The following is a 23,250-nucleotide window of genomic DNA, read 5'->3' as shown; positions in this document are numbered from 1 at the left end:
CATCCGTTTGAATCTACGTCGTCTACTTCGCCCGGCGGTCAGTCTTAGTGCAGGCTTGACCGCAACCTTAGCGTTCGCGCCCTTCAATATGCCCTTATTTGCGCTGTTAAGCCCTGCTTTGTTTTACCTATGCATTGCTGGCATAACCGCTAAACGGGCCATATGGATTGGCTGGTGTTACGGCGTTGGTTTCTTTGGTGCGGGCGTTTCTTGGGTATACGTCAGCATTCATACCTATGGCTACGCTCCCGTTCCTCTTGCTGTTTTACTCACAAGCCTATTCGTGATGGCTTTAGCCACGCTATTTGCTTTACAAGGATGGTGCTTTGCACGCTTCTATCGAATACCTCGCTATGCATGGCTAGGGTTTATTGGTATATGGATATTCTTTGAATGGCTGCGAAGTTGGCTTTTTACAGGCTTTCCTTGGCTATATTTAGGCTATGCTTGGATCGATACTCCCCTAAGCTCACTAGCGGCAATACTTGGGGTTTGGGGACTGTCGTTACTCTCTTTGCTCTTCGCGGTGGGAATCACAGAGGCCATCCGCAGCCAACGACCTGGGCCTGGCCTCATCGCCCTCGCCTTGCCGTTGCTGACCCTACTCCTACCCAACGAATGGACAACCCCTGATGCTAAACCACCGCTTCGCGTTGCCTTGGTTCAGCCCAATATTTCTCAACATGACAAGTGGGATAGCGACAACCTGCCGCGCATTCTCAATCAGCAAATTGAATTAAGTATGCCGCACAAGGATGTCGATTTAATTATTTGGCCAGAAACAGCCATTCCTTCGTTATATTTCCAGGCCGCTCCATACGTCCAACCCTTTTTTGACTATCTGGACAGTTACGACACCACCTTAATGAGTGGGTTCCCATTCATGACAGGCAACCCACATGATGAAAGCTTGATGATGTTCCACAACAGTTTGGGTATTTTTAGTGGCAGCTCGGGCGTGTATCATAAACAACGCTTAGTGCCTTTTGGTGAGTATGTTCCCTTTGAAAACCAACTTAGAGGGCTCATTACCTTTTTTGACTTACCTATGTCAGAATTTAGCTTACCTCAAGAAACCCAGCTCACCTTACCCCTTAAGGATTGGGCCATTGCGCCATTAATTTGCTATGAAATCGCTTATCCCGAATTAACACGCATCTCCGCCCTCAACAGCCACTTACTCCTGACTGTTTCAAATGATGCTTGGTTTGGCGACTCACTCGCCGCGTATCAACACTTACAAATTGCCCGTATGCGTGCCATCGAAAACGGGCGCTGGCTTTTACGCGGGACAAATGATGGCATTACAGCCGTCATTCGATCGGACGGCAGTATAGAAGCACAAATACCCCGCAAGGTCGCCAAGGTATTAACAGCCGAAGTCCCAGCCATGCAAGGCAAAACACCCTATCAACACTTGGGTGTTTGGCCGACTCTGCTAATCGCCCTGTTGCTCATGACGCTGGGTTGGCGGCCATGGCAGCGAATCTCGGATAAATATCACCGCACCGCAGGCTGAGCAAGGTTCAATACTACCGCTTCGAATAAGCACTTGCTCTTCATTGCAGTTTAAACAACGCAACTTGCCAGGCACAGTGACTTCGCCTGCTAAATACTCTGTATCAGCATGCGCTAGCTGTTCACGCAACAATTCATGCTGCACCCGAGTCTGGTCTGCTAACTCCCATAAACGCTTGACCATTGTTTGCTCAAGCGCATTTAAATCAAAGTTCAACCACGCCGCAATGCCCTCACCCGTTTCATGCGCATAATAGCCGATTTGTTTGAGGTCTCGTTCAATGTAGGCGCTGAGTAGATCTATCTCATCGCGCGTCATTTCCTCTGCCGCCATTTCCAACTCTATTGCGTCACGGATAGTGGCCTGAACCGATTCCCATGTTTGATAGCCCGCTTCATCCAATTGATGACGTATTCGATCCAAGACACGATCGTAGATACGCGACATTTTTGAAGCACTATCGCTTGTTTTTTTTAGTGGGTCGCTCATAAAGTCTCCTTCACCTGCAAGGTGATGTGATTAAGCCCTGTTTGCATCTCTGCATATATTGTATGCTATGCCGCATTGACTCATCTTTCCAATTAATCTGACATCGACCAACGGGCTTTTATTCAAAACAGCCTGTACCGACGTCAAACAAGAGATCTGATCAGACACAATGAACGAGCACTATCAGCCACAGGCCATTGAACCAAATGCCCAGCAGTACTGGGAAGATAACGAAAGTTTCAAAGCCGTTGATGACACATCACGCGAGAAATTTTATTGCTTGTCCATGTTCCCCTACCCAAGCGGTCGACTGCATATGGGACATGTCCGTAACTACACCATAGGTGATGTAGTCTCTCGTTACCAGCGAATGCAGGGTAAAAACGTACTGCAGCCGATGGGCTGGGATGCCTTTGGCTTACCGGCTGAGAATGCGGCGATCAATAATAAAGTTGCCCCCGCAAAATGGACCTATGAAAACATCGACTATATGCGTAATCAGCTCAAGCAAATGGGCTTTGGTTACGACTGGTCTCGTGAACTCGCGACCTGCCATCCAGAATATTACCGCTGGGAGCAGTGGTTCTTCACACGCTTGATGAAGAAAGGACTGGTTTACAAGCGCGAAGCCGAGGTCAACTGGGATCCTGTTGACCAAACCGTTTTGGCAAATGAGCAAGTTATTGATGGCCGTGGATGGCGCTCAGGTGCCTTGGTCGAGCGTAAAAAAATTCCACAGTGGTTCTTAAAAATCACTGACTATGCTGATCAGTTGTTGGATGATTTGGACAAGCTTGAGCATTGGCCAGAGCAAGTCAAAACCATGCAGCGTAACTGGATCGGACGCTCTAAAGGCGCGGATGTCTCGTTCAAAGTTGAAAACTACGGCGATCTTCAGGTGTTCACAACACGCCCCGATACCCTCATGGGCGTGACGTACCTCGCGGTGGCCGCACAACATCCGCTCGCGTTAAAAGCCGCGGAGACGTCTGCCGATATTGCTGCCTTCATTGATGAGTGCAAAAATGTCAAAGTGGCTGAGGCCGATATGGCGGTCATGGAAAAGAAAGGCATTGATTTAGGCATTGAAGCAACTCACCCACTCACGGGTAAAAAAATCCCTGTTTGGACGGCCAACTTTGTATTGATGGAGTATGGCTCTGGTGCCGTCATGTCAGTACCTGCCCATGATCAGCGTGACTGGGAGTTTGCTAAAAAGTATGGTCTGCCAATCAAGCAAGTCATCGCATCTATCGACAACAACCTCAAGGTCGATCTTGATGAAGAAGCCTTCACCGAGAAAGGGAGCTTAATCAACTCCGGCGACTTTGATGATTTGGACTTCGACCTAGCCTTCAAAGCCATCACCAATGAACTGAGCAAACGTGGCCGCGGACAAATCACCATTAACTATCGCTTACGCGATTGGGGTGTGTCTCGTCAACGTTACTGGGGCGCGCCTATTCCGGTCGTTAACTGTGCAAGCTGTGGCCCAATTCCTGTTCCAGAAGATCAGCTACCAGTTGTTCTGCCTGAAGACGTTGAGTTCGATGGCGTTGGCTCCCCGATCAAAAAGCTTGCTAGTTTCATTGAAACCACCTGTCCTTGTTGCGGTGGCCCTGCTGAGCGCGAAACAGATACCTTTGATACCTTTATGGAGTCAAGCTGGTACTTTGCTCGCTTCGCCAGCGGAAATAAAACCGATGGGATGTTAGACCCCGAGCAATCTCGCTATTGGTTGCCTGTTGACCAATATATTGGTGGGATTGAGCACGCCATTTTGCATTTACTCTATTCACGCTTCTTCCATAAGCTGATGCGTGATGAAGGCCTTGTCGATTCTGATGAACCCTTCACTCGTCTACTCTGCCAGGGTATGGTGTTAGCCGAAACCTATTACCGTGAAGACGAGCGTGGTGGTCAGGTCTGGATTTCACCCACAGACGTCATCACTGAAACAGATGATAAAGGCCGGATTATTAGTGCCAGTCATAAAGATGATGGTGAGCCAGTATTGGTCTCAGGCATGTCCAAGATGTCTAAGTCCAAGAACAACGGCATAGACCCACAAGTGATGATTGACCGCTATGGTGCCGATACGGTTCGTCTTTTCATGATGTTCGCGGCACCGCCAGAGCAGTCATTGGAATGGTCAGATTCAGCTGTTGAGGGCGCTCACCGCTTCTTGCGTCGTCTTTGGAAACAGGTATTCGACCATGTCAGCCTTGGTATTCCCGCCGTTGAGCTTAACAGCGAAGACCTCACCGATAACCAGCGCGAACTTCGTCGCAAAGTGCATGAAACCATTCGTAAAGTGACCGATGATATTGAGCGTCGTCAGACCTTCAATACCGCTATTGCAGCCATCATGGAGTTGTCGAATGCCATATCACGTTTCGATGACACCTCTGATCAAGGTCGTGCGGTGATGCAAGAAGCACTTGAGGCTGGGGTCAGACTTTTGTCACCCATTGTGCCCCACATCACGCATGAGCTATGGACTCTGCTAGGTCATCAAAATGCGTTGGTGTCTGCCGCCTGGCCCGTCGCAGATGAAGCAGCGATGACTCGCTCAAAAGTTGAAATCGTTGTTCAAGTCAATGGCAAGGTGCGTGCGCGCATCGAAGTGGCGGCCGATGCCGATGAAGACACACTTTTGCACTTGGCATTGGCACAAGAAAATGTGAAAAAACACATGGAAGGCAAAATGATCCGTAAGAAAATTGCAGTGCCGAATAAACTGCTTAACATAGTGGTCGGCTAGGAGTTTTAATAATGGCGATGTCCTTGCGCATGCGCCACTGGTGTTTACTGTGTCTGCTGACCTTGATGGTCAGCGGATGTGGTTTTCATTTACGTGGTTCGTATAGTGTTTCTGATGAACTGTCACACGTCAGTATTGTCTCTGAGTCCGTAAGCCAAGCGATGGTTCAAGCGGTCACTGAAGCGATGACGTTAAATGGGGTAGAGGTTCTCCCGGGGGCAGACATCCAACTACTGCTAAAAAATCAATCTGATATACGGCGGACGGTCTCTCTAACACGCTTAGCACGCTCATCTGAGTACGAGCTTAGAACAATGATCCATTTACACGTAGTCGACAGTGAAGGCAATGAATTATTACCTGAGCGCACTCTCTACGCGGAACGTGTTTACAGTATCGATCCAGACAACATCACCGCCACAGAAACACAGGAAATCATTCTTAAAGAGCAAATCAGACGCGAACTTGCGCAACAAATTATGCGTCAATACATTCGCTTGAAAAGCTCGTGAGCTGATAATCAATAACTGACTCCTAGAGCGACTCGCAAGCATGAAACTGCGCCCAACGGACCTTCCGGCCAAATTGAGCTCAAATCCGGTTTACCCCGTATACCTTGTTTACGGGGATGAGCCGCTGCTTTCTCTAGAGAGTTGCGATTACATTCGTCGTTTTTTGTCCCAAAAAGGCTTCTCTGAACGAGAGGTCTTTCAAGTCGATGGGCATTTTAGCTGGGAAGGTACCCTACAAAGCACCAATGCTCTGTCACTGTTTTCTGAGCAGAAAATTCTTGAGATACGCTTAGGCGAATCCAAAATCAATAAAGCAGATAGCCAGCACCTACAAGCCTACCTAGACAATCCAGCACCGGATACTACATTGTTATTAGTGGCAGATAAGCTGGATGCAGGCAGTAAAAAAAGCGCGTGGTACAGCACGATTGACAAGCGTGGCCTGATGGTCGAAATTTGGCCACTTGAGCCTCAGCAACTACCGGGATGGCTTATTCAACGTGGCATTGCGTTAGGCTTACACCTTGATACGGAAGCGGCACAGCTTTTATCGGATCGTGTTGAGGGCAATTTACTTGCTGCACGCCAAGAACTGGATAAATTACGGTTACTCTGTGCTGATGGCCAAATATCGGCCGAGCAAATTCTAGAGGCCGTTTCGGACAACTCGCGCTATGATGTATTTGCGTTGATGGATGCAGCCCTCATGCGACAACCTGTTCGGTGTCAGAAGATTTTGCAGGTCATCCGGCAAGAAGGGGTTGAAGCACCTGTGGTCCTCTGGGCTATCACGCGTGAAATAAGAACGCTCTATGCCTTAATGCAAGGTCTGTCACGCGGTATGGCGGCAGACACGCTCTGCCAAAAAGAAAAGGTCTGGGGCAAACGCAAAGGCCCTGTTTTAAAAGCCTGCCAACGATTGCATCTGGATGATTTAGAAAAAATGCTTTCACAAGCCGCACTGGCAGACCATGCCATAAAAGGGCAAGGACAGCATGACCCTTGGCTGATTATGGCGCAATTGGTATTAGCATTGGCTGGCGCAGCACTTCCGTTAGCGGCATTGGAGGCTTAGATGAACGCACGTATTCGACACCTATCCCTACTAGCCATGAGCATTGGGATTCTCACTGGCTGTAGCGATTCAGACAACCCTGCAAAGATGACGCAAGGTGTAGATCTTTATGCCTACTATTGCAAAGAGTGCCACACCTACAGAGGCTTAGGTCCTGAGCTTCAGAACCTTCCACCTGGCGTCAATCAACTGCAAGAGCACGATGTCATCTTAATCATCAAGCACGGCTACCAGTTTGGACACCCCATGGGACATTTTCCTGATTTAACAGAGCACCAAGCCAGAGCTGTCGCCGAGTATGCTGTGGCCTTACGTCATGAGCAACGCATGAAAGCCTTGCAAGGCATGGAGCGCGTTGCGCCCCTAGAGCCTGCAAGCGACTAACTTAGTCGTCCTCATCCTCGTCGCCCGAACTGTCTTCCATGCCCAGTTCTTTGATTTTGCGTGTGAGTGTATTACGCCCCCAGCCCAACAACTCAGAGGCATCGCGCTTACGTCCGGCCGTATGTTTTAATGCAACCTCAATCATGGCACGCTCAAATTGTGGAACGGCTTCATTAAGAATGGTTTTACGACCATTGGTTAACTGCTGATCCGCCCAATTACGAAGCAACTGCTCCCAGTTACCATTTAATGCTAAACCTTGATCTTGTTGATCCAATAGCTCTGGCGGTAAATCAGATACCAACACCTCACGCCCCGATGCCATCACTGTTAACCAACGACAGGTGTTTTCTAACTGCCGAACGTTACCAGGCCAGGGCAAATCACAAATGAACTGCTCAGTTTCGGCCTTGAGCTGTTTTGGCTCAACACTCAACTCTTCTGCTGATCGCGCCAAAAAATGGCGTGCTAACCGAGGAATATCCTCGCGACGCTGTGAAAGCCGCGGAATATGAATACGAATGACATTCAAACGATGAAATAAATCCTCCCTGAAACGCCCCTCTTTCACTAAGCTCTCTAGGTTTTGATGGGTCGCGGCAATAATACGCACATCCACTTTGACAGGCGTGTGCCCTCCCACTCGATAAAACTCACCGTCTGCCAGTACTCGTAGCAAACGAGTTTGTGTATCGGCAGGCATATCGCCAATTTCATCTAAGAATAAGGTACCCCCATCTGCCTGCTCAAAACGCCCACGACGCGCTGCAGCTGCCCCTGTAAAGGCACCTTTTTCATGACCAAACAACTCAGATTCGATCAAGTCCTTAGGAATAGCCGCCATATTCAACGGAATAAAAGGATGTTCCGCACGCGGGCTATGCTTATGCAGTGCATGCGCAACAAGCTCCTTGCCCGTTCCAGAGTCACCATTTATCAAAACGGTAATATTGGATTGAGAAAGACGACCAATCGCGCGAAAAACTTCCTGCATGGCAGGTGCTTCACCAATAATTTCAGCCGTTGTGTCATCAACCACTTCAGGCGATTGAATACGTCGCTCATAGGCATGTTCAACAGCCCGACGAACCAGCGCGACAGCATCGTCAACATCAAAGGGTTTTGGCAAGTATTCAAATGCCCCGCCACGATACGACGCCACAGCACTGTCTAAATCGGAATGAGCCGTCATAATAATGATCGGCATATCCGGATTAATGGCTTGGATATGATTCAGTAACGCCAATCCATCCATACCCGGCATGCGGATATCACTGACAATAGCGTCAGGTTGCTCTTTATCCAGTCGCTTAATGAGATCGTCAGCAGACTCAAACATAGCGGTCTTCATTCCCGCCGAGCTTAAGGCTTTCTCTAAAACCCAGCGAATAGACCGGTCATCATCGACAACCCAGACATTACCCGGTGATTTCATTGTTTTGCTCCAGAGGAATTAGTAATTGAAAACGTGTTTGTCCTGGCTCACTGCTGCACTCAATCAAGCCTTTGTGCCGATTTATAATGGCCTGCGCTATCGACAACCCTAAACCCGACCCTTCTGCGCGACCAGTGACCATAGGATAAAAAATGGAACTGACCAAATCTTCAGGAATACCCGGCCCGTTATCAATGATCTCTATTGAACACACGAGCCGGTGTCGTTCGCTCCCTAAAGTCACTTGACGATGAGCGCGTGTTCTCAGAAGGATACTCGGCTCAGGCGTCGAAGCCTCCTGCAGCGCTTGCATCGCATTGCGTAAAATATTCAAAATCGCTTGGATTAACTGTTCTTTATCACCTAAAAATTCAGGAATACTTGGGTCATAATCGCGAACAAAACGAATTAAGTGATTGGATTCGACATCGACAAGACTGCAAACACGCTCAAGTAGCGCATGGACATTTATCTCCTCAATCCGAGGTAAATTATGAGGGCCCAGTAAACGATCAACTAAATTTCTTAGGCGATCCGCCTCTTCGATAATGACCCGTGTGTAATCATGCAGCTCGGGGTTATCAAGCTCCCGCTCTAACAACTGCGCAGCCCCTCGTATCCCACCGAGTGGATTTTTAATTTCATGTGCCAAGCCACGCACCAATGATCGTGCTGTTGCATGGCGATTTAGCAACTCTTCTTCACGCTCAATGCGCATTAAACGATCACGAGCTTGAATTTCTAATAGCAATCCCGAGTTTGACAGTGGATTGACGCTGTAATCGATCAACAACTCATTGGATAGAATGGTAACAATTCTGGCTTCCCGCTTACTGAAAGGGTGCGATGTTTTTAACGCATCTTTTAACAAGCGCACGTCGTCTTCAGCAAAGACCACGCACTCAGTGAGGGGCTTGCCTTTTAAACGACGATAAGAAATCTGCAGCAACATCTCTGCTGCGGGGTTCATGTATTTTACCCGCAACTCTTTATCCAGCATCACAACAGATGTTGTTAAGTTTTCTAACGTTTGTTTCGATGTATCTAAACTAAACATGCGGCCTCCAACTCTGTAACTTCTATTTGCAAAAAAGAGGCCACTTTTGCCTTCACTTCCCAACGCCCATTTACGGGCACTGCATGAAACATTATGGACAGGCTACAGGTTCAAGAGCACCCAATAAGCACCAATTTAGTGCACGAAACATTTAAACACGCACTGAAACTTTACTCAAAAAAAAACCTCCCGAGGGAGGTTTTTTATCATTTAATGACATTAAACAGAGTAATACAGATCGAACTCAACTGGGTGAGTCGTCATGTTAATGCGCTCAACTTCAGCACGCTTCAGACCAATGTAAGCATCTAGCATATCTTTAGAGAATACGCCGCCTTTGGTCAAGAACTCATGATCTGCTTCCAACGCATCCAAGGCTTCAGTCAAGCTGCCCACTACGGTTGGGATCAACTTCGCTTCTTCAGCTGGAAGATCATACAAATCTTTATCCGCTGGGTCACCAGGGTGGATCTTGTTCTGAATACCATCGATACCTGCCATCAACAGAGCTGCAAAGCAAAGGTATGGGTTCGCCGCTGGATCAGGGAAACGAGCCTCTACACGACGTGCTTTTGGTGTTGTGGTGTAAGGAATACGCAAGGATGCAGAACGGTTACGTGCTGAGTAAGCCAACATAACAGGCGCTTCGAAACCAGGAACTAAACGCTTGTAAGAGTTAGTTGATGGGTTACAAATTGCGTTCAACGCTTTAGCATGCTTGATAATACCGCCGATGTAGTAAAGCGCATAATCGCTTAGACCCGCATAGCCGTCGCCTGCGAAGATGTTTTTACCATCTTTGGACATAGACAAGTGAACGTGCATACCTGAACCGTTATCGCCAACCAATGGCTTAGGCATAAAGGTTGCAGTTTTGCCATACGCATGTGCAACGTTATGCACACAGTATTTCAGGATTTGAACTTCGTCTGCTTTCTTAACCAGAGTATTACCACGTACACCGATCTCACACTGACCAGCGGTTGCTACTTCGTGGTGATGCACTTCAATCGTTAAGCCCATTGCTTCCATCGCGTCGCACATAGCAGCACGAATATCATGCAAAGAGTCGATTGGCGGAACAGGGAAATAACCACCTTTTACGCGTGGACGGTGTCCAGTGTTACGTGAGCCGCCTTCAAGCTTCATGTTAGAAGACCAAGCCGCTTCTTCAGAGGAGATGGTATAACCACAGCCACTGATATCAGCATGCCAGTTTACTTCGTCAAATACGAAGAATTCTGGCTCTGGGCCTAACATTGCAGAGTCTGCAATACCTGTAGACGCTAAAAATTGCTCAGCACGCAAAGCAACTGAACGTGGATCACGGTCATAGCCTTGGCCAGTGGCTGGCTCAACGATGTTGCAACGAACAATAACAGTAGGCGCTTCAGTGAAAGGATCCAGAACCGATGCACTGTCATCAGGCATCAGGATCATGTCAGATTCTTGAATTCCTTTCCAACCTGCGATAGAGGAACCATCAAACATTTTCCCTTCTTCAAAGAAGGAATCACCCATATCAGATACTGGAATGGTAACGTGCTGCTCTTTACCTTTAAAGTCGGTAAAACGCATGTCGATCCACTTAGCACCGCTCTCTTTGATTAGATTCAGAGTATTCTCTGACATACGACTCTCTCCACATGTTAGCTATATGAATTTGCCGGAGGCCGGATGCAGAAAATATCCGGCGTAACCGCTTACATCAGTACAAGCAATGAACGTGCCAGTGTAAAAAACCCCGCTAAATCAGGACTCTTATGAGTCGACAAATCGGTGACCATTCACTTTTTGCACCATTAAAGTACACATTTACTAAAAATGCACCATTAGTGCTCACGAAAGACGTTGGCGACGATCGTATTTTGTGCAACGCACTCTAGAATCATACTGGAACAACCATAAATTTGCGCCATCCCGGTGCAAATATAAATTTAATTGACTTGTTCAAAATGTCATCAAACTTTCGTCGCTTGTTCGGGGTTAGTTGCGTATAATAATGCGCTTTAGACAAAGAACCGGTACAAACTTGTGATCGAAGACTTAAGAAACATTGCTATCATCGCCCACGTCGACCATGGCAAAACAACCCTCGTCGATAAACTGCTACAGCAGTCCGGCACCTTAACTCGCCGTGACGAGTCCTCTGAGCGAATCATGGACTCGAATGACCAAGAACGTGAACGCGGCATCACGATTCTAGCCAAGAACACAGCCATTAAATGGAACGACTATCGTATCAACATCGTTGATACACCGGGGCACGCGGACTTCGGTGGCGAAGTAGAGCGTGTTCTTTCGATGGTAGACTCTGTTCTTCTGTTGGTTGATGCGGTTGACGGCCCAATGCCTCAAACACGTTTCGTAACTCAGAAAGCCTTTGCTCAAGGCTTGCATCCAATCGTCGTTATCAACAAAATTGACCGTCCAGGCGCACGTCCAGACTGGGTTATGGATCAGGTATTTGATCTGTTTGATAACCTTGGCGCAACCGACGAGCAGCTAGACTTCCCTGTCGTCTACGCCTCAGCGTTGAACGGTATCGCGGGCTTAGATGCCGATGACATGGCTGAAGACATGACGCCATTGTTTGAAGCGATCATTAAACACGTTCATCCACCACGCGTTGATCCAGAAGGTCCGTTGCAAATGCAAATCTCGGCACTGGACTACAACAGCTACGTTGGTGTTATCGGAATTGGCCGTATTACACGTGGTCGTCTGAAAACCAACACCCAAGTTAAAGTAATAGACAGCCATGCTCAATTGCGCAGCGGTAGAATATTACAGGTCATGGGTTACCATGGACTTGAGCGTGTAGAAGTTCCTGAAGCTGAGGCTGGCGATATTGTTTGTATCACAGGCCTTGACCAACTGAACATTTCTGACACCATCTGCGACCCTAACGTCGTTGAAGCGCTGCCAGCACTGTCGGTTGATGAACCAACAGTTTCTATGACCTTCCAAGTGAACGACTCACCCTTCGCAGGTAAAGAAGGCAAGTTTGTTACCAGCCGCAACATTAAAGAGCGTTTAGAGCGTGAATTAATTCACAACGTGGCGCTGCGTGTTGAGCCAGGCGACTCTCCTGAGAAATTCAAAGTATCAGGTCGTGGAGAACTTCATCTATCGGTTTTGATCGAATCCATGCGTCGTGAAGGGTTTGAATTAGGGGTGTCTCGTCCCGAAGTTATTCAAAAAGAAATCGACGGTGAAATTCGCGAGCCATACGAACTGGTGATGCTGGATGTTGAAGAGCAGCACCAAGGCTCGGTGATTGAAGAGCTCGGTAAGCGTAAAGGCGACATGACCAACATGGAAGTGGACGGTAAAGGACGCATTCGCGTGACCTTTATGATCCCTTCTCGTGGCCTAATTGGTTTCCGTAGCCAATTTATGACCATGACCTCAGGCACTGGCATTATGACTTCTGTCTTTGATCATTATGGTCGCGTAAAAGACGGCGACGTCGCGGCGCGTAATAATGGTGTGTTAGTGTCTATGGTGAACGGTAAAGTGCTTGGCTTTGCACTTTTCACACTTCAAGAACGTGGTCGCTTATTCGTAAGCCCAGGCATTGAAGTGTACGAAGGCATGGTCATTGGTATCCACGCACGCTCAAATGACTTAGTTGTTAACCCAACCAAAGGTAAGCAGCTAACCAACATGCGCGCATCCGGTACTGATGAAAACATCGTACTGACACCGCCAATTCGTTTCTCTCTTGAGCAAGCGCTTGATTTCATCGAAGACGATGAATTGGTCGAAGTTACACCTGTTGCCATTCGTGTTCGTAAGAAGTTTTTGAAAGAAAACGAGCGCAAGCGCAATAAAAAGTAATTGGTTTAGCCTGCGCCTCGCGCGCTGGATAAACGTTCAAAAGGCAGCCTAGGCTGCCTTTTTGCGTTATCATGGGATGTATCTATGATCAGTTTCTTCGGTGGAGCCAACCATGCGGGTTTTATATCCTGAAATCAGTCCTTATGCTCAATATCGCCTTGCTGTCGACGAACAGCATACTCTATACGTAGAAGAGTGTGGCAACCCTCAAGGCATCCCTGTTGTTTTCATACATGGAGGCCCGGGAGGCTCGATATCACCCGCACATCGATGCTTTTTTAATCCAGAAGCGTATCGAATCGTTCTGTTTGATCAACGAGGCTGCGGACAATCGACGCCACATGCTTGCTTAGATAACAACACCACACCTCACTTAATCAGCGACATGGAAACCATACGCCAGCATCTCAACATTGAGCAATGGCTACTGTTTGGAGGTTCATGGGGATCAACCTTGGCGTTGGCGTATGCCCAATCCCATCCCGAACGTGTATTGGGTATGATTTTGCGAGGTATTTTTCTATGCCGCCCTCAGGATATCCGCTGGTTTTATCAACAAGGAGCCAGCGCAATTTTTCCGGATTATTGGCAAGACTATGTGAGCGTGATACCCGAAGCTGAACGCGACAATATGCTAGCCGCCTATTATCGGCGTTTAACTTCTGACAATGAGCTAGCACGCATGGCTGCTGCAAAGGCGTGGTCTATTTGGGAAGGCCGCTGCTCAACCCTTCATCCAAACACCGATATTGCGGAGCACTTTGGTGATCCACACATTGCATTAGCAATGGCAAGAATTGAAGCACACTATTTTATTAACAATAGTTTTATGACGGATAATCAACTCATCAAAAATGCCGACGTTCTAAACGATATTCCCACAATTCTTATCCACGGTCGTTATGACGTTGTCTGCCCGATTGAGCAAGCCTTTGCTCTGCACAAAGCGCTACCCAACGCGCAACTGAATATTATTCGTGATGCAGGTCATTCGGCATTTGAGCCAGGGATAACGGATAACTTGATCAAAGCAACCGATCAGTTTGCTCAACTCAAAGCCTAAATTTGGGACGACGACATAATGAAAGGTCTCATTCAACGTGTACAGCATGCGTCGGTTCATGTTGATAATGAATGCATCGGACACATTAACCAGGGCCTACTTCTGCTGCTGGGTGTTGAGAGGCAGGACACAGAAGAAGCCGCCGATAAGATGCTCCATAAGGTGCTTAACTATCGGGTGTTTTCTGATGATGCTGGCCGTATGAACCTTAACTTACAGCAAGTGAACGGTGGTTTATTGATTGTCTCGCAGTTCACGCTCGTCGCTGACACGAAGAAAGGCTTGCGCCCCGGCTTTTCAATGGGGGCGACACCCGAACAAGGAAAAACCCTTTACTCCTACTTTGTTCAGCGCGCCCAAGCCACCTATCAACACATAGGGACTGGGCAATTCGGGGCGGATATGCAAGTTTCGTTAGTCAACGACGGCCCTGTCACTTTTTTGCTCGAAACCTAAAGAATTAGGAGATTTTCTTATTTTTTAAGCCTTAGGCAAACCTTTCTATCTTATAGTTGGAAATTTCAAAAAAAACCGCCTATTGATATAAGGTAAAATCGGCGGTTTATACTCAGTATATATAACTCTAACTATAACGGATCAGCCAAAATTATGAGCTCACCTAAAATTTGGACCCATAAGGGGACCTTTCTGCTTGCCGCCGTTGGCTCGGCTGTCGGCCTCGGGAATCTCTGGCGTTTCCCATACTTAACAGGCGAGAATGGTGGCGGAGCCTTCATACTCATTTATGCACTCACCATTGCGGTAGTGGGTATCCCCATCCTGATTGCTGAGAGCTTACTCGGCCGTGCAAGCCGGAAAAGCCCTATTATGGGTATGAAGTACCTCACCAAATCTCATGGCACCAGCTCCAACTGGCAGATTATTGGCTGGATGGGTGCTGTAGCGGCCTTCATTATCCTAAGCTTCTATTCGGTCATTGCCGGTTGGGCTATTCACTACACTGGACTTATGTTTTCAGGATCCTTGAGCGGAGCCAGTGCCGAAACAATAGGCGCTGCATTTGGTGACCTTCTCGCATCACCTGGGCTTCTACTGACATACCACACCCTATTCATTATCGCGTCAGGTGCGATTGTGGGTATGGGCATCCATAAAGGGATTGAAAGCGGATTACGCTTTATGATGCCCGCTCTGTTCTTTATCCTGTTGATTGTTCTTGCCTATGGCATTATCGCAGGCGATGCAGTGGCCGCCATGAAGTTTCTGTTCACGTTCAATCTATCAGATCTAAGCCTTGAAGGCTGGCTGCAAGCAATGGGGCAGTCCTTCTTCACCTTAAGCTTAGGCATGGGTGCCATCATGGCTTATGGTGCCTACATGTCCAGCGAAGCATCCCTCACACGGACCGCTATTTGGATTGCTCTAGTCGATACCGTCATTGCCTTACTGGCAGGTATTGCAATTTTCGCCTTGGTCTTTGGCAGCGGCATGGAAGCGGGGCAAGGACCGGGATTGATGTTCGTAACACTTCCTATCGCCTTTGCTGACCTACCCGGCGGTATTTTACTGGGTGGTATTTTCTTTATTTTAGTGATCGGTGCAGCGCTGACCTCCGCCATTTCTCTTGTTGAGCCAGTGGCTGCATTTCTGGTTGAGAAATACGGTTTAAGCCGTCCTACAGCCGTTGGCATTATGATTTTCGGCTGTTGGTTGCTTGGCTTAGTCACCGTATTTAGCTTCAATATCTGGTCAGAAGGCACCATTACCCACACACTGTTTAATCGCTCACCTTTTGATGTGTTAGAGTTTGTAACAAACATTCTAATGCCGTTGGGCGGTTTACTCATTGCCTTGTTTGCAGGATGGGCATTGAGTCGTGATGAAGTCATTCGGGAAATGGCCACCAATGATCAGTGGTTCAAAATTTGGCAGTTTCTGGTCAGATTTATTGCACCAACAGCGGTTGCGTTCGTGTTTTTACGGACAATTCCACAAGTTGAAGGTTACCTGATCCCTACAATTGGTTCAGTTTTGATCATTGGTGCATTTACAGCTGGTCGCACCTTTATGGCCAATAACAAAGCCAATTAACGTTTGATTTATGCGTAAAAGCCGTGTCTTCATCTTAAGCGATGGACACGGCTTTTTATTGAAACATCCACAGTCTTTTCAATCTTAGCCTACTGTTCATCCATGATCCTGAAATTAATATCTGTGTTTAAGTCACTTCATTTCGATCAGGCAATGGCATGCCTCTGCGCTTTTGCTCCCACGTATACAGCAAGCTCCCATATAAAATGAGTGCATAAGCCGCTAACTCAATCCCTTCCTGGATCGTATTCTTAAGAAGCCTAGGTGCCGAACGATCCAAATCATGCGTAAAAATGGCCTCCCATAGCGCGCCAGTACCAAATACACGGCTAAAAAATAACAGCAATGCAATCCCCGCCAATATATATGCAAACGGGTAAGACTTTGCCGCCTCTGCCATCGATACCAATAAATTCTTACGCCAAAACAATGCCATCAAAACCGAAAGCCCTGCGATCCCTGCGACTAAATATTGCCATAAGCCTGGTTTTATCATATCCAGTAGCGCATCTTGTTCACGAACAAACATACACAGGAAAAAACTGGCCACTAGCACTAAAAAACCGCGTTGCTCCCGTTCAGTCCACATCAGTTTAAAAAAAAGAATTGCGGATAAACCAATGAAAATGGATTGACTGATTTCAGTCACGCCTTGTTCGGGCATACCATGGCCAATCACCACGATATCTAAGTACACCGCTAAGGGTGACCATAACAGCCCTACGACTAAACCCAAAAAACTCAGAATAGAATACTTGATGCTGTTTAAAGCGTGCGACATTCCCTACCCTCTGTCATTGTCCTGAAATAATAAAGGTGTATTTTGAAGGGGGTTTGTTTTTTTGTCGATATATTGTTAGATCTGACACTGAAAATCAGTGCCAGATCTAGGTGATGGGATTCTTCAGTTTTGCGTTTGGGTTTGCGCTAACTGGGCAACGATTTCCTTTTCATGCAACAGGGTAAACCAAGTGTCGACGACGGCATCATGTAGATCCAAAAAATCAATTTGCAATTGATCTATGTATTGATGCAGTTGATCCGGCTCTGAAGACAAGAGCGGAATATCCGCACTGGTGATATGTGCTAAACAGTTTTGTGCCGCTGCCAATGCACGTACATGGCCAGGAAGCTGGCTGAGTTCGGCACAGACTTGGGTTAAGGTACATGCAACGGCGCGCGGGAAACGCACATCCTGCAACAGGAAACGAAGCACATCAGGACCTCGCACGCGCAAACGAACATGCTGACGGTACATCTGAAACCCAGTTAAAGACTTTAAAACGCTAACCCATTGCAAGGTTTCAAAAGGCGTCATTTCTTCGGGAGTACGCGGCAATAGATTCTCTGAACGGACATCAATGATGCGCGTTGTCATGTCAGCACGTTCGATGGAGCGTCCTAACTGTAGAAACGTTCTAACCTGCGTATAGCTCAACGTTCCCTCAATCATCCCGTTTACCGTCTCACAACTGCGAATGACTCGATTCAAAAACGCATCGCGATTTCTAGGTGTTATTCCAGCCTCAACTTGATGGCTGATTGCCAAAAACAGCTGGTTAACCTCCTCCCAAATACGCTGAGGCATCACATCACGCGTTGTTCTCAAGTTTTCTCTTGCGGCAGCAAGCGACGAAACAATCGAACCACTGTAACGACGATCTCCACAGAAGAAACTGAGCACACTCTCCTCATCTCTTTCTGTATAGTACTTGTCAAATACCTCATCACTGCTTGTAATAGTCACTAAAGAAGACCAACCCAACCGGGTAGCTTTGGGGAAATCCAACAATAAATGGCTGTTAACACTTATCAGCCGTGCTGTATCTTCCGCACGTTCGAGGTAGCGAGCCATCCAATACACACTTTCGGCAACTCTTGATAACATAACTCAACCCCTCTTAGTATCGACAATCCAAGTATCTTTGCTACCCCCACCCTGTGAGGAATTGACCACTAAGGACCCTTTGGTCATCGCCACACGAGTGAGCCCTCCCATCGTCACATAAGTGGACTGACCACCCGACAGAATAAAGGGGCGCAAGTCGACATGACGCGGCTCCATTCCTTCATCACACAAAGTCGGAGCGGTTGATAAGGATAACGTAGGTTGCGCCATATAATTACGGGGATTGGCGTTAATCAAATCAGCGAAAATCTTTCGCTCTTTTTTAGTGGAGTGAGGACCAATCAACATACCATAGCCACCCGACTCATTCGCAGGTTTTACAACTAACTTATCGAGATTATCCAGCACATACTTGCGATCATCCTCGAACATACACAAATAGCTTGGCACATTCGGCAATAAAGGCTCTTGATCAAGATAATAGCGTATAATTTCAGGAACAAAGGCATACACGACTTTATCATCGGCAACCCCCGCTCCCGGCGCATTGGCTAACGCAACCTTACCACTGCGCCAAGCGCGCATCAGACCCGGAACACCTAACATTGAATCAGGGTTAAAGGCCTCGGGATCTAAGAACATATCATCAATACGACGGTAAATGACATCCACTCGTTGCAAACCATCGACTGTACGCATATAGACACAGTCATCTTCGCCAACCACTAAATCACTGCCTTCCACCAGCTCAACGCCCATTTGCTGAGCTAAGTAGGAGTGCTCAAAATAAGCGGAGTTATAAATTCCGGGGGTTAGAACAACGATTTGTGGGTCGTCTCCAGGTCTTGGTGACATAGATGCTAGCATGTCATATAGCTGATCGGTGTAATCATCAACCGGTTGTATCCGCCCTGTTGCAAATAGCTCGGGCAGTACGCGCTTCGTGACATTGCGATTTTCCAACATGTAAGAGACGCCCGACGGCACGCGCAAATTGTCTTCTAATACGTAGAGCGTACCATCCTTATCTCTGACTAAGTCAGAGCCACAAATGTGTGCCCAAACACGGTGCGGTGGTGTAATGCCAACACATTGAGGCCTGAAGTTCACAGACTGTGCTAAAACTTCCGCTGGAAAAACACCATCCTTAACAATTTTTTGATCATGATACAGATCATCGATGAACATATTGAGTGCTTGAACACGCTGCTTTAACCCTGCAGAGGTTCTTTGCCACTCGTCTAAAGGAATAATTCTTGGAACGATATCAAAAGGCCAAGCACGATCGATCATGCTGCCTTCGGTGTACACCGTAAAGGTGATCCCCATCATTTGAATTGCAACGTCAACCGCTGTTTTATGATCAGCGAGTTCTCGTGCATCCAACTGCGCTAAATACTCACACAACATCCGAGAAACATCTCGCGGTTGTCCGGGCCCTGCGAGTAGCTCATCGTAAAAGCCATTACACGCATAATTTTGCCAGTTAACTTTACTCATGGCATGCATTCCGTTCTATTTGTAGATGTTACAAGAATATTAGCAATTGCCATACCAACCGTTATTTTGTTGATAAGGATGTGCGTTTTTTCGTTATCGTCCCCATTTATGCACCATAATGCTCATCAACAAAACCAACATCAGCACCAAAATAGTGCAGCAATTTGCCTCTAGTTATGAATCGTTGTTTTTAGACTATAGTTCTTGTTAGCCCATTTTTTCTACCTTTATTATGAATTCACTATTAATTACATAAATAGACGGTATAAGTGGCATATCAATTGCTGTTCATTCACTATACTAACTTAACGATCATTGACCGGATTAAGACGATGACCATACGTGTTGCACTGAAGCACTCTACCCGTTACGACTTCGACAGACCCGTCAACCTCTCTCCTCACTTAGTGCGCCTTAGACCTGCACCCCATAGTCGTACACCTATTGATGCCTACTCACTCAAAGTGTCCGGTGGTGAGTACTTCATAAATTGGCAGCAAGATCCCTTTGGAAACCATCTGGCTCGATTGGTGTTCCCGGAGAAGGTGACACACCTGCATGTTGATGTTGAGCTGATAGCCCCTATGACGGTTATCAATCCATTTGATTTTTTTATTGAAGACTATGCGCAAGACTTTCCATTCAAGTACCCCGATGGATTAAAAAAAGAGCTAATCCCCTATTTAGAAATCACTGAATCCGGCCCTTTACTCACACAGTGGTTAACAGAAGTTACCGATAAACCAACTCCTATGGTTGATTTTCTTGTCGCTATTAATCAGCGTTTAGAGCAAGACATCGACTATTTGATTCGCATGGAGCCCGGTGTACAAACAGCGGAAGAAACCTTGCAGAAAGCTCAGGGTTCTTGCCGAGATTCTGCATGGCTCATGGTACAAATATTACGACACCTCGGTTTAGCGGCCCGTTTTGTTTCCGGCTATCTCATCCAACTGACGGCCGACGTCAAAGCGCTCGATGGCCCTTCAGGCACTGAGGTCGACTTTACCGATCTGCATGCTTGGACAGAAGTGTTCATCCCAGGTGCAGGCTGGGTCGGTCTAGACCCAACGTCGGGACTTTTTGCTGGCGAGGGCCATATTCCCTTGGCCGCCACTCCCGAACCTTCCAGTGCCGCGCCCATTACCGGACTCTCGGATAAGTGTGAAGTTGAATTTGATTTTGAGATGAGTGTCACTCGGGTTCACGAGGATCCTCGTGTCACAAAGCCCTACACAGAAGAGCAGTGGTCTAAAATCGATGCGCTTGGCGACTATGTAGACGAACGGATTGAGGCCAACGACCTCCGTCTAACGATGGGTGGTGAGCCAACATTTGTGTCGATTGATGACATGGATGCGCCTGAATGGAACACCGAAGCTCAAGGCCCTAACAAGCGTCGCCTCGCCGAAAGCCTATTAAAGCGTCTAAGACCACATTTTGCCCCTGGCAGCCTTATCCATTACCAGCAAGGGAAATGGTATCCCGGTGAGCCTTTACCTAGATGGGCCTTAGCATGCTACTGGCGTAAAGACGGTCTTCCTGTCTGGAAAAATGACGGCCTACTGGCCGACATGTACAAAGACTATTCAGCAACACCTGAAGTGGCGAATCGCTTTGCAACCCGCTTAGCTAAGCGTATCGGGGTGGCCGAAAAGTGGATCATTCCCTGTTTCGAAGATGCCTACTACTACTTGTGGTTAGAGCGCCAGCAACCCGTTGATATCGATCTTCGCAAAGAAGACCTGAAAGACGATGAAAATCGTGCACGACTGGCACGTCTATTGGAGCGAGGCTTGGATGAAATCACTGGCTTCACGCTCCCTCTGAACCGCAATCCAAGTAGCCTTAAGTGGCAGTCGGGGCCTTGGCCCGTTCGACGTGAGTCGCTGTACCTCATTCCTGGGGACTCACCTATGGGGCTCAGACTTCCATTGTCAGCCCTACCCTTTGCAGGTCGCGACGACACCCAACATCCTACCAGTTTGTTTGAACATCAAGCACCACTGGCCGATATGCATGGAGAAGTTGCAAGTCGCTACAGTGACGTGCAAGCAAAACAAACACCAGGGCCTCACGCTCCAACGCCACTAAAGCAAGACATCCAGGAGCAGACCCCGGATTCGGCTGATGGACCTATCATTCACACGGCGTTGTGTATTGAGCCACGCGAAGGTAAGTTATTTGTCTTTATGCCGCCATTACCGCGACTGGAAGACTACTTAGAATTGTTGGCTCACATTGAGAAAACAGCCACTGATATGGCGCTCCCGATCTGTATCGAAGGCTATCCACCTCCGTCCGATAATCGTATGGAGAAGTTCTTGATTACGCCAGATCCAGGGGTGATCGAAGTCAATATCATGCCATCAAAAACCTGGCGTGAGCTTGTGAGTAGAACTCAGTGCTTATATGAAGAAGCGCGCTTGGCACGTTTGGGTACCGAGAAATTCATGCTTGATGGACGCCACACTGGCACAGGTGGCGGAAATCACGTCACGCTCGGCGGTGAAACGCCGTCTGATTCACCCTTTTTAAGACGTCCAGACTTACTGGCCAGCATGATCACCTTCTGGCAACACCACCCAAGCTTATCCTACTTATTTGCAGGGATGTTCTTAGGCCCAACCAGCCAAGCACCTCGAATTGACGAGGCCCGCCATGAAGCGTTATACGAGCTGGAAATTGCTTTTCAACAAATGCCCGTTGGCGAGATTCCACAGCCGTGGATGGTGGATCGCCTGCTGCGCAACCTGTTAACCGACATTACCGGTAACACGCATCGCGCCGAGTTTTGTATAGACAAGCTGTACTCCCCTGACAGCCCAACTGGGCGCTTAGGCTTAGTCGAATTGCGTGGCTTTGAAATGCCGCCTCATGCTCAAATGAGCTTGATGCAGCAGCTTCTCATACGCGCACTGGTGGCGCGCTTTAGTGAAACGCCCTATCGTAAACCGCTGGTTCGCTGGGGAACCGCTCTGCATGACCGATGGCTGCTCCCCCATTATTTATGGGAAGACCTTAAAGATGTACTCGATGATCTTCGTGAACATGGCTTTGATTTTGATCCTAGCTGGTTCGAAAGCTTCTTAGAGTTCCGTTTCCCACAACATGGGCAGGTTATCTACGACCAGGTACAAATTGAGCTGCGACAAGCCATCGAACCTTGGCATGTGTTAGGTGAGGAAGTCAGTGGCGGTGGCACAGCACGTTATGTTGATTCATCCGTAGAGCGCTTACAGGTCAAGCTGTTTGGCTATAACCCCGCTCGCCATATACTCACCTGCAATGGACGCAGAGTGCCTCTGCAACCGACAGGAGTGAACTCTGAAGCCGTCGCAGGTGTTCGTTACCGAGCCTGGCAACCACCTTCCGCGCTTCATCCTATGATTCCAGTCCATGCTCCATTAGTGTTTGACTTGGTGGATACGTGGAACCAGCGCTCATTAGGGGGCTGTATTTATCATGTTTCACACCCTGCTGGGCGCAATTACGAAGACTTCCCAGTGAATGCGAACGCAGCAGAATCTAGACGCTTGTCTCGTTTCTGGGCGCAAGGTCATACACAAGGAAAAATGGACTTAGGTGTTGAAACAATCCAACCTGAGTATCCTCATACTTTAGATCTTCGCCGTGATCACAGATCTAAAGGAGATTCTGATTTATAATTGTCTCTTCTCACTTAGCGCCAAGAGGCTAAAGCCGCCT

At 47.7% G+C, this 23,250-nt stretch carries 17 protein-coding genes; 10 read left to right on the top strand and 7 right to left on the bottom strand.

The window, feature by feature from the left end; translation table 11 throughout:
- Positions 1-7 precede the first annotated feature (7 nt).
- Positions 8-1,519, top strand: coding sequence for an apolipoprotein N-acyltransferase (lnt, locus tag DN062_RS08190; protein ID WP_239995741.1), 1,512 nt, complete (start codon positions 8-10; stop codon positions 1,517-1,519).
- Here lnt and DN062_RS08185 read toward each other — a convergent pair.
- Positions 1,439-2,008, bottom strand: a complete 570-nt coding sequence (locus DN062_RS08185; protein ID WP_112158852.1) for a zinc ribbon-containing protein — start codon at positions 2,006-2,008, stop codon at positions 1,439-1,441. The genes lnt and DN062_RS08185 overlap by 81 nt on opposite strands.
- Before the next feature lie 169 nt (positions 2,009-2,177).
- Between DN062_RS08185 and leuS the strand changes: the two genes are divergently transcribed.
- Genes leuS through DN062_RS08165 form a run of 4 tightly spaced genes read left to right on the top strand, consistent with a single transcriptional unit; the run spans position 2,178 to position 6,743 of the window.
- On the top strand, positions 2,178-4,772 hold the full coding sequence (gene leuS, locus DN062_RS08180; RefSeq protein WP_112158851.1) for a leucine--tRNA ligase: 2,595 nt from the start codon (positions 2,178-2,180) through the stop codon (positions 4,770-4,772).
- Positions 4,773-4,783: 11 nt separating this feature from the next.
- On the top strand, positions 4,784-5,284 hold the full coding sequence (locus DN062_RS08175) for an LPS-assembly lipoprotein LptE (RefSeq protein ID WP_112158850.1): 501 nt from the start codon (positions 4,784-4,786) through the stop codon (positions 5,282-5,284).
- 40 nt (positions 5,285-5,324) lie between these two features.
- Positions 5,325-6,359: a DNA polymerase III subunit delta gene (gene holA, locus DN062_RS08170; protein ID WP_112158849.1), complete on the top strand. Its 1,035-nt coding sequence runs from the start codon at positions 5,325-5,327 to the stop codon at positions 6,357-6,359.
- Positions 6,360-6,743, top strand: coding sequence for a c-type cytochrome (locus DN062_RS08165; protein ID WP_112158848.1), 384 nt, complete (start codon positions 6,360-6,362; stop codon positions 6,741-6,743). It begins immediately after the preceding gene.
- Position 6,744: 1 nt separating this feature from the next.
- On the opposite strand, the gene glnG is transcribed toward DN062_RS08165, so the two are convergent.
- The 3 genes from glnG to glnA all read right to left on the bottom strand — a co-directional run bounded on the left by glnG (position 6,745) and on the right by glnA (position 10,867).
- Entirely contained in the window at positions 6,745-8,178 is a 1,434-nt protein-coding gene (gene glnG, locus DN062_RS08160) for a nitrogen regulation protein NR(I) (protein WP_112158847.1), read from the bottom strand.
- Positions 8,162-9,235 (bottom strand): nitrogen regulation protein NR(II), encoded by a 1,074-nt coding sequence (gene glnL, locus DN062_RS08155; protein ID WP_112158846.1) that lies wholly within the window; start codon positions 9,233-9,235, stop codon positions 8,162-8,164. The genes glnG and glnL overlap by 17 nt, the downstream gene beginning before the upstream one ends.
- 219 nt (positions 9,236-9,454) lie before the next feature.
- Positions 9,455-10,867, bottom strand: a complete 1,413-nt coding sequence (gene glnA, locus DN062_RS08150) for a type I glutamate--ammonia ligase (RefSeq protein ID WP_112158845.1) — start codon at positions 10,865-10,867, stop codon at positions 9,455-9,457.
- A gap of 402 nt (positions 10,868-11,269) precedes the next feature.
- Here glnA and typA point away from each other — a divergent pair, with 402 nt between their 5' ends.
- The 4 genes from typA to DN062_RS08130 all read left to right on the top strand — a co-directional run bounded on the left by typA (position 11,270) and on the right by DN062_RS08130 (position 16,193).
- Entirely contained in the window at positions 11,270-13,078 is a 1,809-nt protein-coding gene (gene typA / locus DN062_RS08145; RefSeq protein ID WP_112158844.1) for a translational GTPase TypA, read from the top strand.
- Positions 13,079-13,190: 112 nt separating this feature from the next.
- A complete protein-coding gene (pip, locus tag DN062_RS08140) occupies positions 13,191-14,141 on the top strand; it encodes a prolyl aminopeptidase (RefSeq protein WP_112158843.1) in 951 nt (316 codons plus the stop codon).
- Positions 14,142-14,159: 18 nt separating this feature from the next.
- Positions 14,160-14,597, top strand: coding sequence for a D-aminoacyl-tRNA deacylase (gene dtd, locus DN062_RS08135; RefSeq protein ID WP_112158842.1), 438 nt, complete (start codon positions 14,160-14,162; stop codon positions 14,595-14,597).
- A gap of 153 nt (positions 14,598-14,750) precedes the next feature.
- Positions 14,751-16,193: a sodium-dependent transporter gene (locus DN062_RS08130; RefSeq protein WP_112158841.1), complete on the top strand. Its 1,443-nt coding sequence runs from the start codon at positions 14,751-14,753 to the stop codon at positions 16,191-16,193.
- Positions 16,194-16,320: 127 nt separating this feature from the next.
- Here the strand turns inward: DN062_RS08130 and DN062_RS08125 are convergent, their stop codons facing one another.
- The 3 genes from DN062_RS08125 to DN062_RS08115 form a co-directional block, all read right to left on the bottom strand.
- The gene (locus DN062_RS08125; RefSeq protein ID WP_112158840.1) at positions 16,321-16,974 is read right to left on the bottom strand and encodes a hypothetical protein; all 654 of its coding nucleotides are present in this window, start codon (positions 16,972-16,974) and stop codon (positions 16,321-16,323) included.
- 123 nt (positions 16,975-17,097) lie between these two features.
- Positions 17,098-18,081 carry an alpha-E domain-containing protein gene (locus DN062_RS08120; RefSeq protein WP_112158839.1) on the bottom strand — a complete coding sequence of 328 codons (984 nt, stop codon included), beginning with the start codon at positions 18,079-18,081 and terminating at the stop codon, positions 17,098-17,100.
- 3 nt (positions 18,082-18,084) lie between these two features.
- Complete coding sequence (locus tag DN062_RS08115; RefSeq protein WP_112158838.1) at positions 18,085-19,542, bottom strand: circularly permuted type 2 ATP-grasp protein; 1,458 nt, start codon at positions 19,540-19,542, stop codon at positions 18,085-18,087.
- Positions 19,543-19,874: 332 nt separating this feature from the next.
- Between DN062_RS08115 and DN062_RS08110 the strand changes: the two genes are divergently transcribed.
- On the top strand, positions 19,875-23,210 hold the full coding sequence (locus tag DN062_RS08110; protein ID WP_112158837.1) for a transglutaminase family protein: 3,336 nt from the start codon (positions 19,875-19,877) through the stop codon (positions 23,208-23,210).
- Positions 23,211-23,250: the final 40 nt, after the last annotated feature.

It is taken from the genome of Nitrincola tibetensis, assembly GCF_003284585.1.
Lineage (GTDB): Bacteria > Pseudomonadota > Gammaproteobacteria > Pseudomonadales > Balneatricaceae > Nitrincola > Nitrincola tibetensis.
Note: the sequence above shows the minus strand (reverse complement) of the source record. Positions and strands in the feature narration are given on the sequence as shown.

What these genes read in the sequence shown, in the direction of transcription:
- holA (WP_112158849.1), top strand. Translation starts at nt 5,325, where the DNA reads ATGAAACTGCGCCCAACGGACCTTCCGGCCAAATTGAGCTCAAATCCG.
- glnL (WP_112158846.1), bottom strand. Translation starts at nt 9,235, where the DNA reads ATGTTTAGTTTAGATACATCGAAACAAACGTTAGAAAACTTAACAACA.
- DN062_RS08115 (WP_112158838.1), bottom strand. Translation starts at nt 19,542, where the DNA reads ATGAGTAAAGTTAACTGGCAAAATTATGCGTGTAATGGCTTTTACGAT.
- DN062_RS08185 (WP_112158852.1), bottom strand. Translation starts at nt 2,008, where the DNA reads ATGAGCGACCCACTAAAAAAAACAAGCGATAGTGCTTCAAAAATGTCG.
- DN062_RS08130 (WP_112158841.1), top strand. Translation starts at nt 14,751, where the DNA reads ATGAGCTCACCTAAAATTTGGACCCATAAGGGGACCTTTCTGCTTGCC.
- DN062_RS08165 (WP_112158848.1), top strand. Translation starts at nt 6,360, where the DNA reads ATGAACGCACGTATTCGACACCTATCCCTACTAGCCATGAGCATTGGG.
- glnA (WP_112158845.1), bottom strand. Translation starts at nt 10,867, where the DNA reads ATGTCAGAGAATACTCTGAATCTAATCAAAGAGAGCGGTGCTAAGTGG.
- glnG (WP_112158847.1), bottom strand. Translation starts at nt 8,178, where the DNA reads ATGAAATCACCGGGTAATGTCTGGGTTGTCGATGATGACCGGTCTATT.
- DN062_RS08120 (WP_112158839.1), bottom strand. Translation starts at nt 18,081, where the DNA reads ATGTTATCAAGAGTTGCCGAAAGTGTGTATTGGATGGCTCGCTACCTC.
- dtd (WP_112158842.1), top strand. Translation starts at nt 14,160, where the DNA reads ATGAAAGGTCTCATTCAACGTGTACAGCATGCGTCGGTTCATGTTGAT.
- leuS (WP_112158851.1), top strand. Translation starts at nt 2,178, where the DNA reads ATGAACGAGCACTATCAGCCACAGGCCATTGAACCAAATGCCCAGCAG.
- DN062_RS08175 (WP_112158850.1), top strand. Translation starts at nt 4,784, where the DNA reads ATGGCGATGTCCTTGCGCATGCGCCACTGGTGTTTACTGTGTCTGCTG.
- DN062_RS08110 (WP_112158837.1), top strand. Translation starts at nt 19,875, where the DNA reads ATGACCATACGTGTTGCACTGAAGCACTCTACCCGTTACGACTTCGAC.
- DN062_RS08125 (WP_112158840.1), bottom strand. Translation starts at nt 16,974, where the DNA reads ATGTCGCACGCTTTAAACAGCATCAAGTATTCTATTCTGAGTTTTTTG.
- pip (WP_112158843.1), top strand. Translation starts at nt 13,191, where the DNA reads ATGCGGGTTTTATATCCTGAAATCAGTCCTTATGCTCAATATCGCCTT.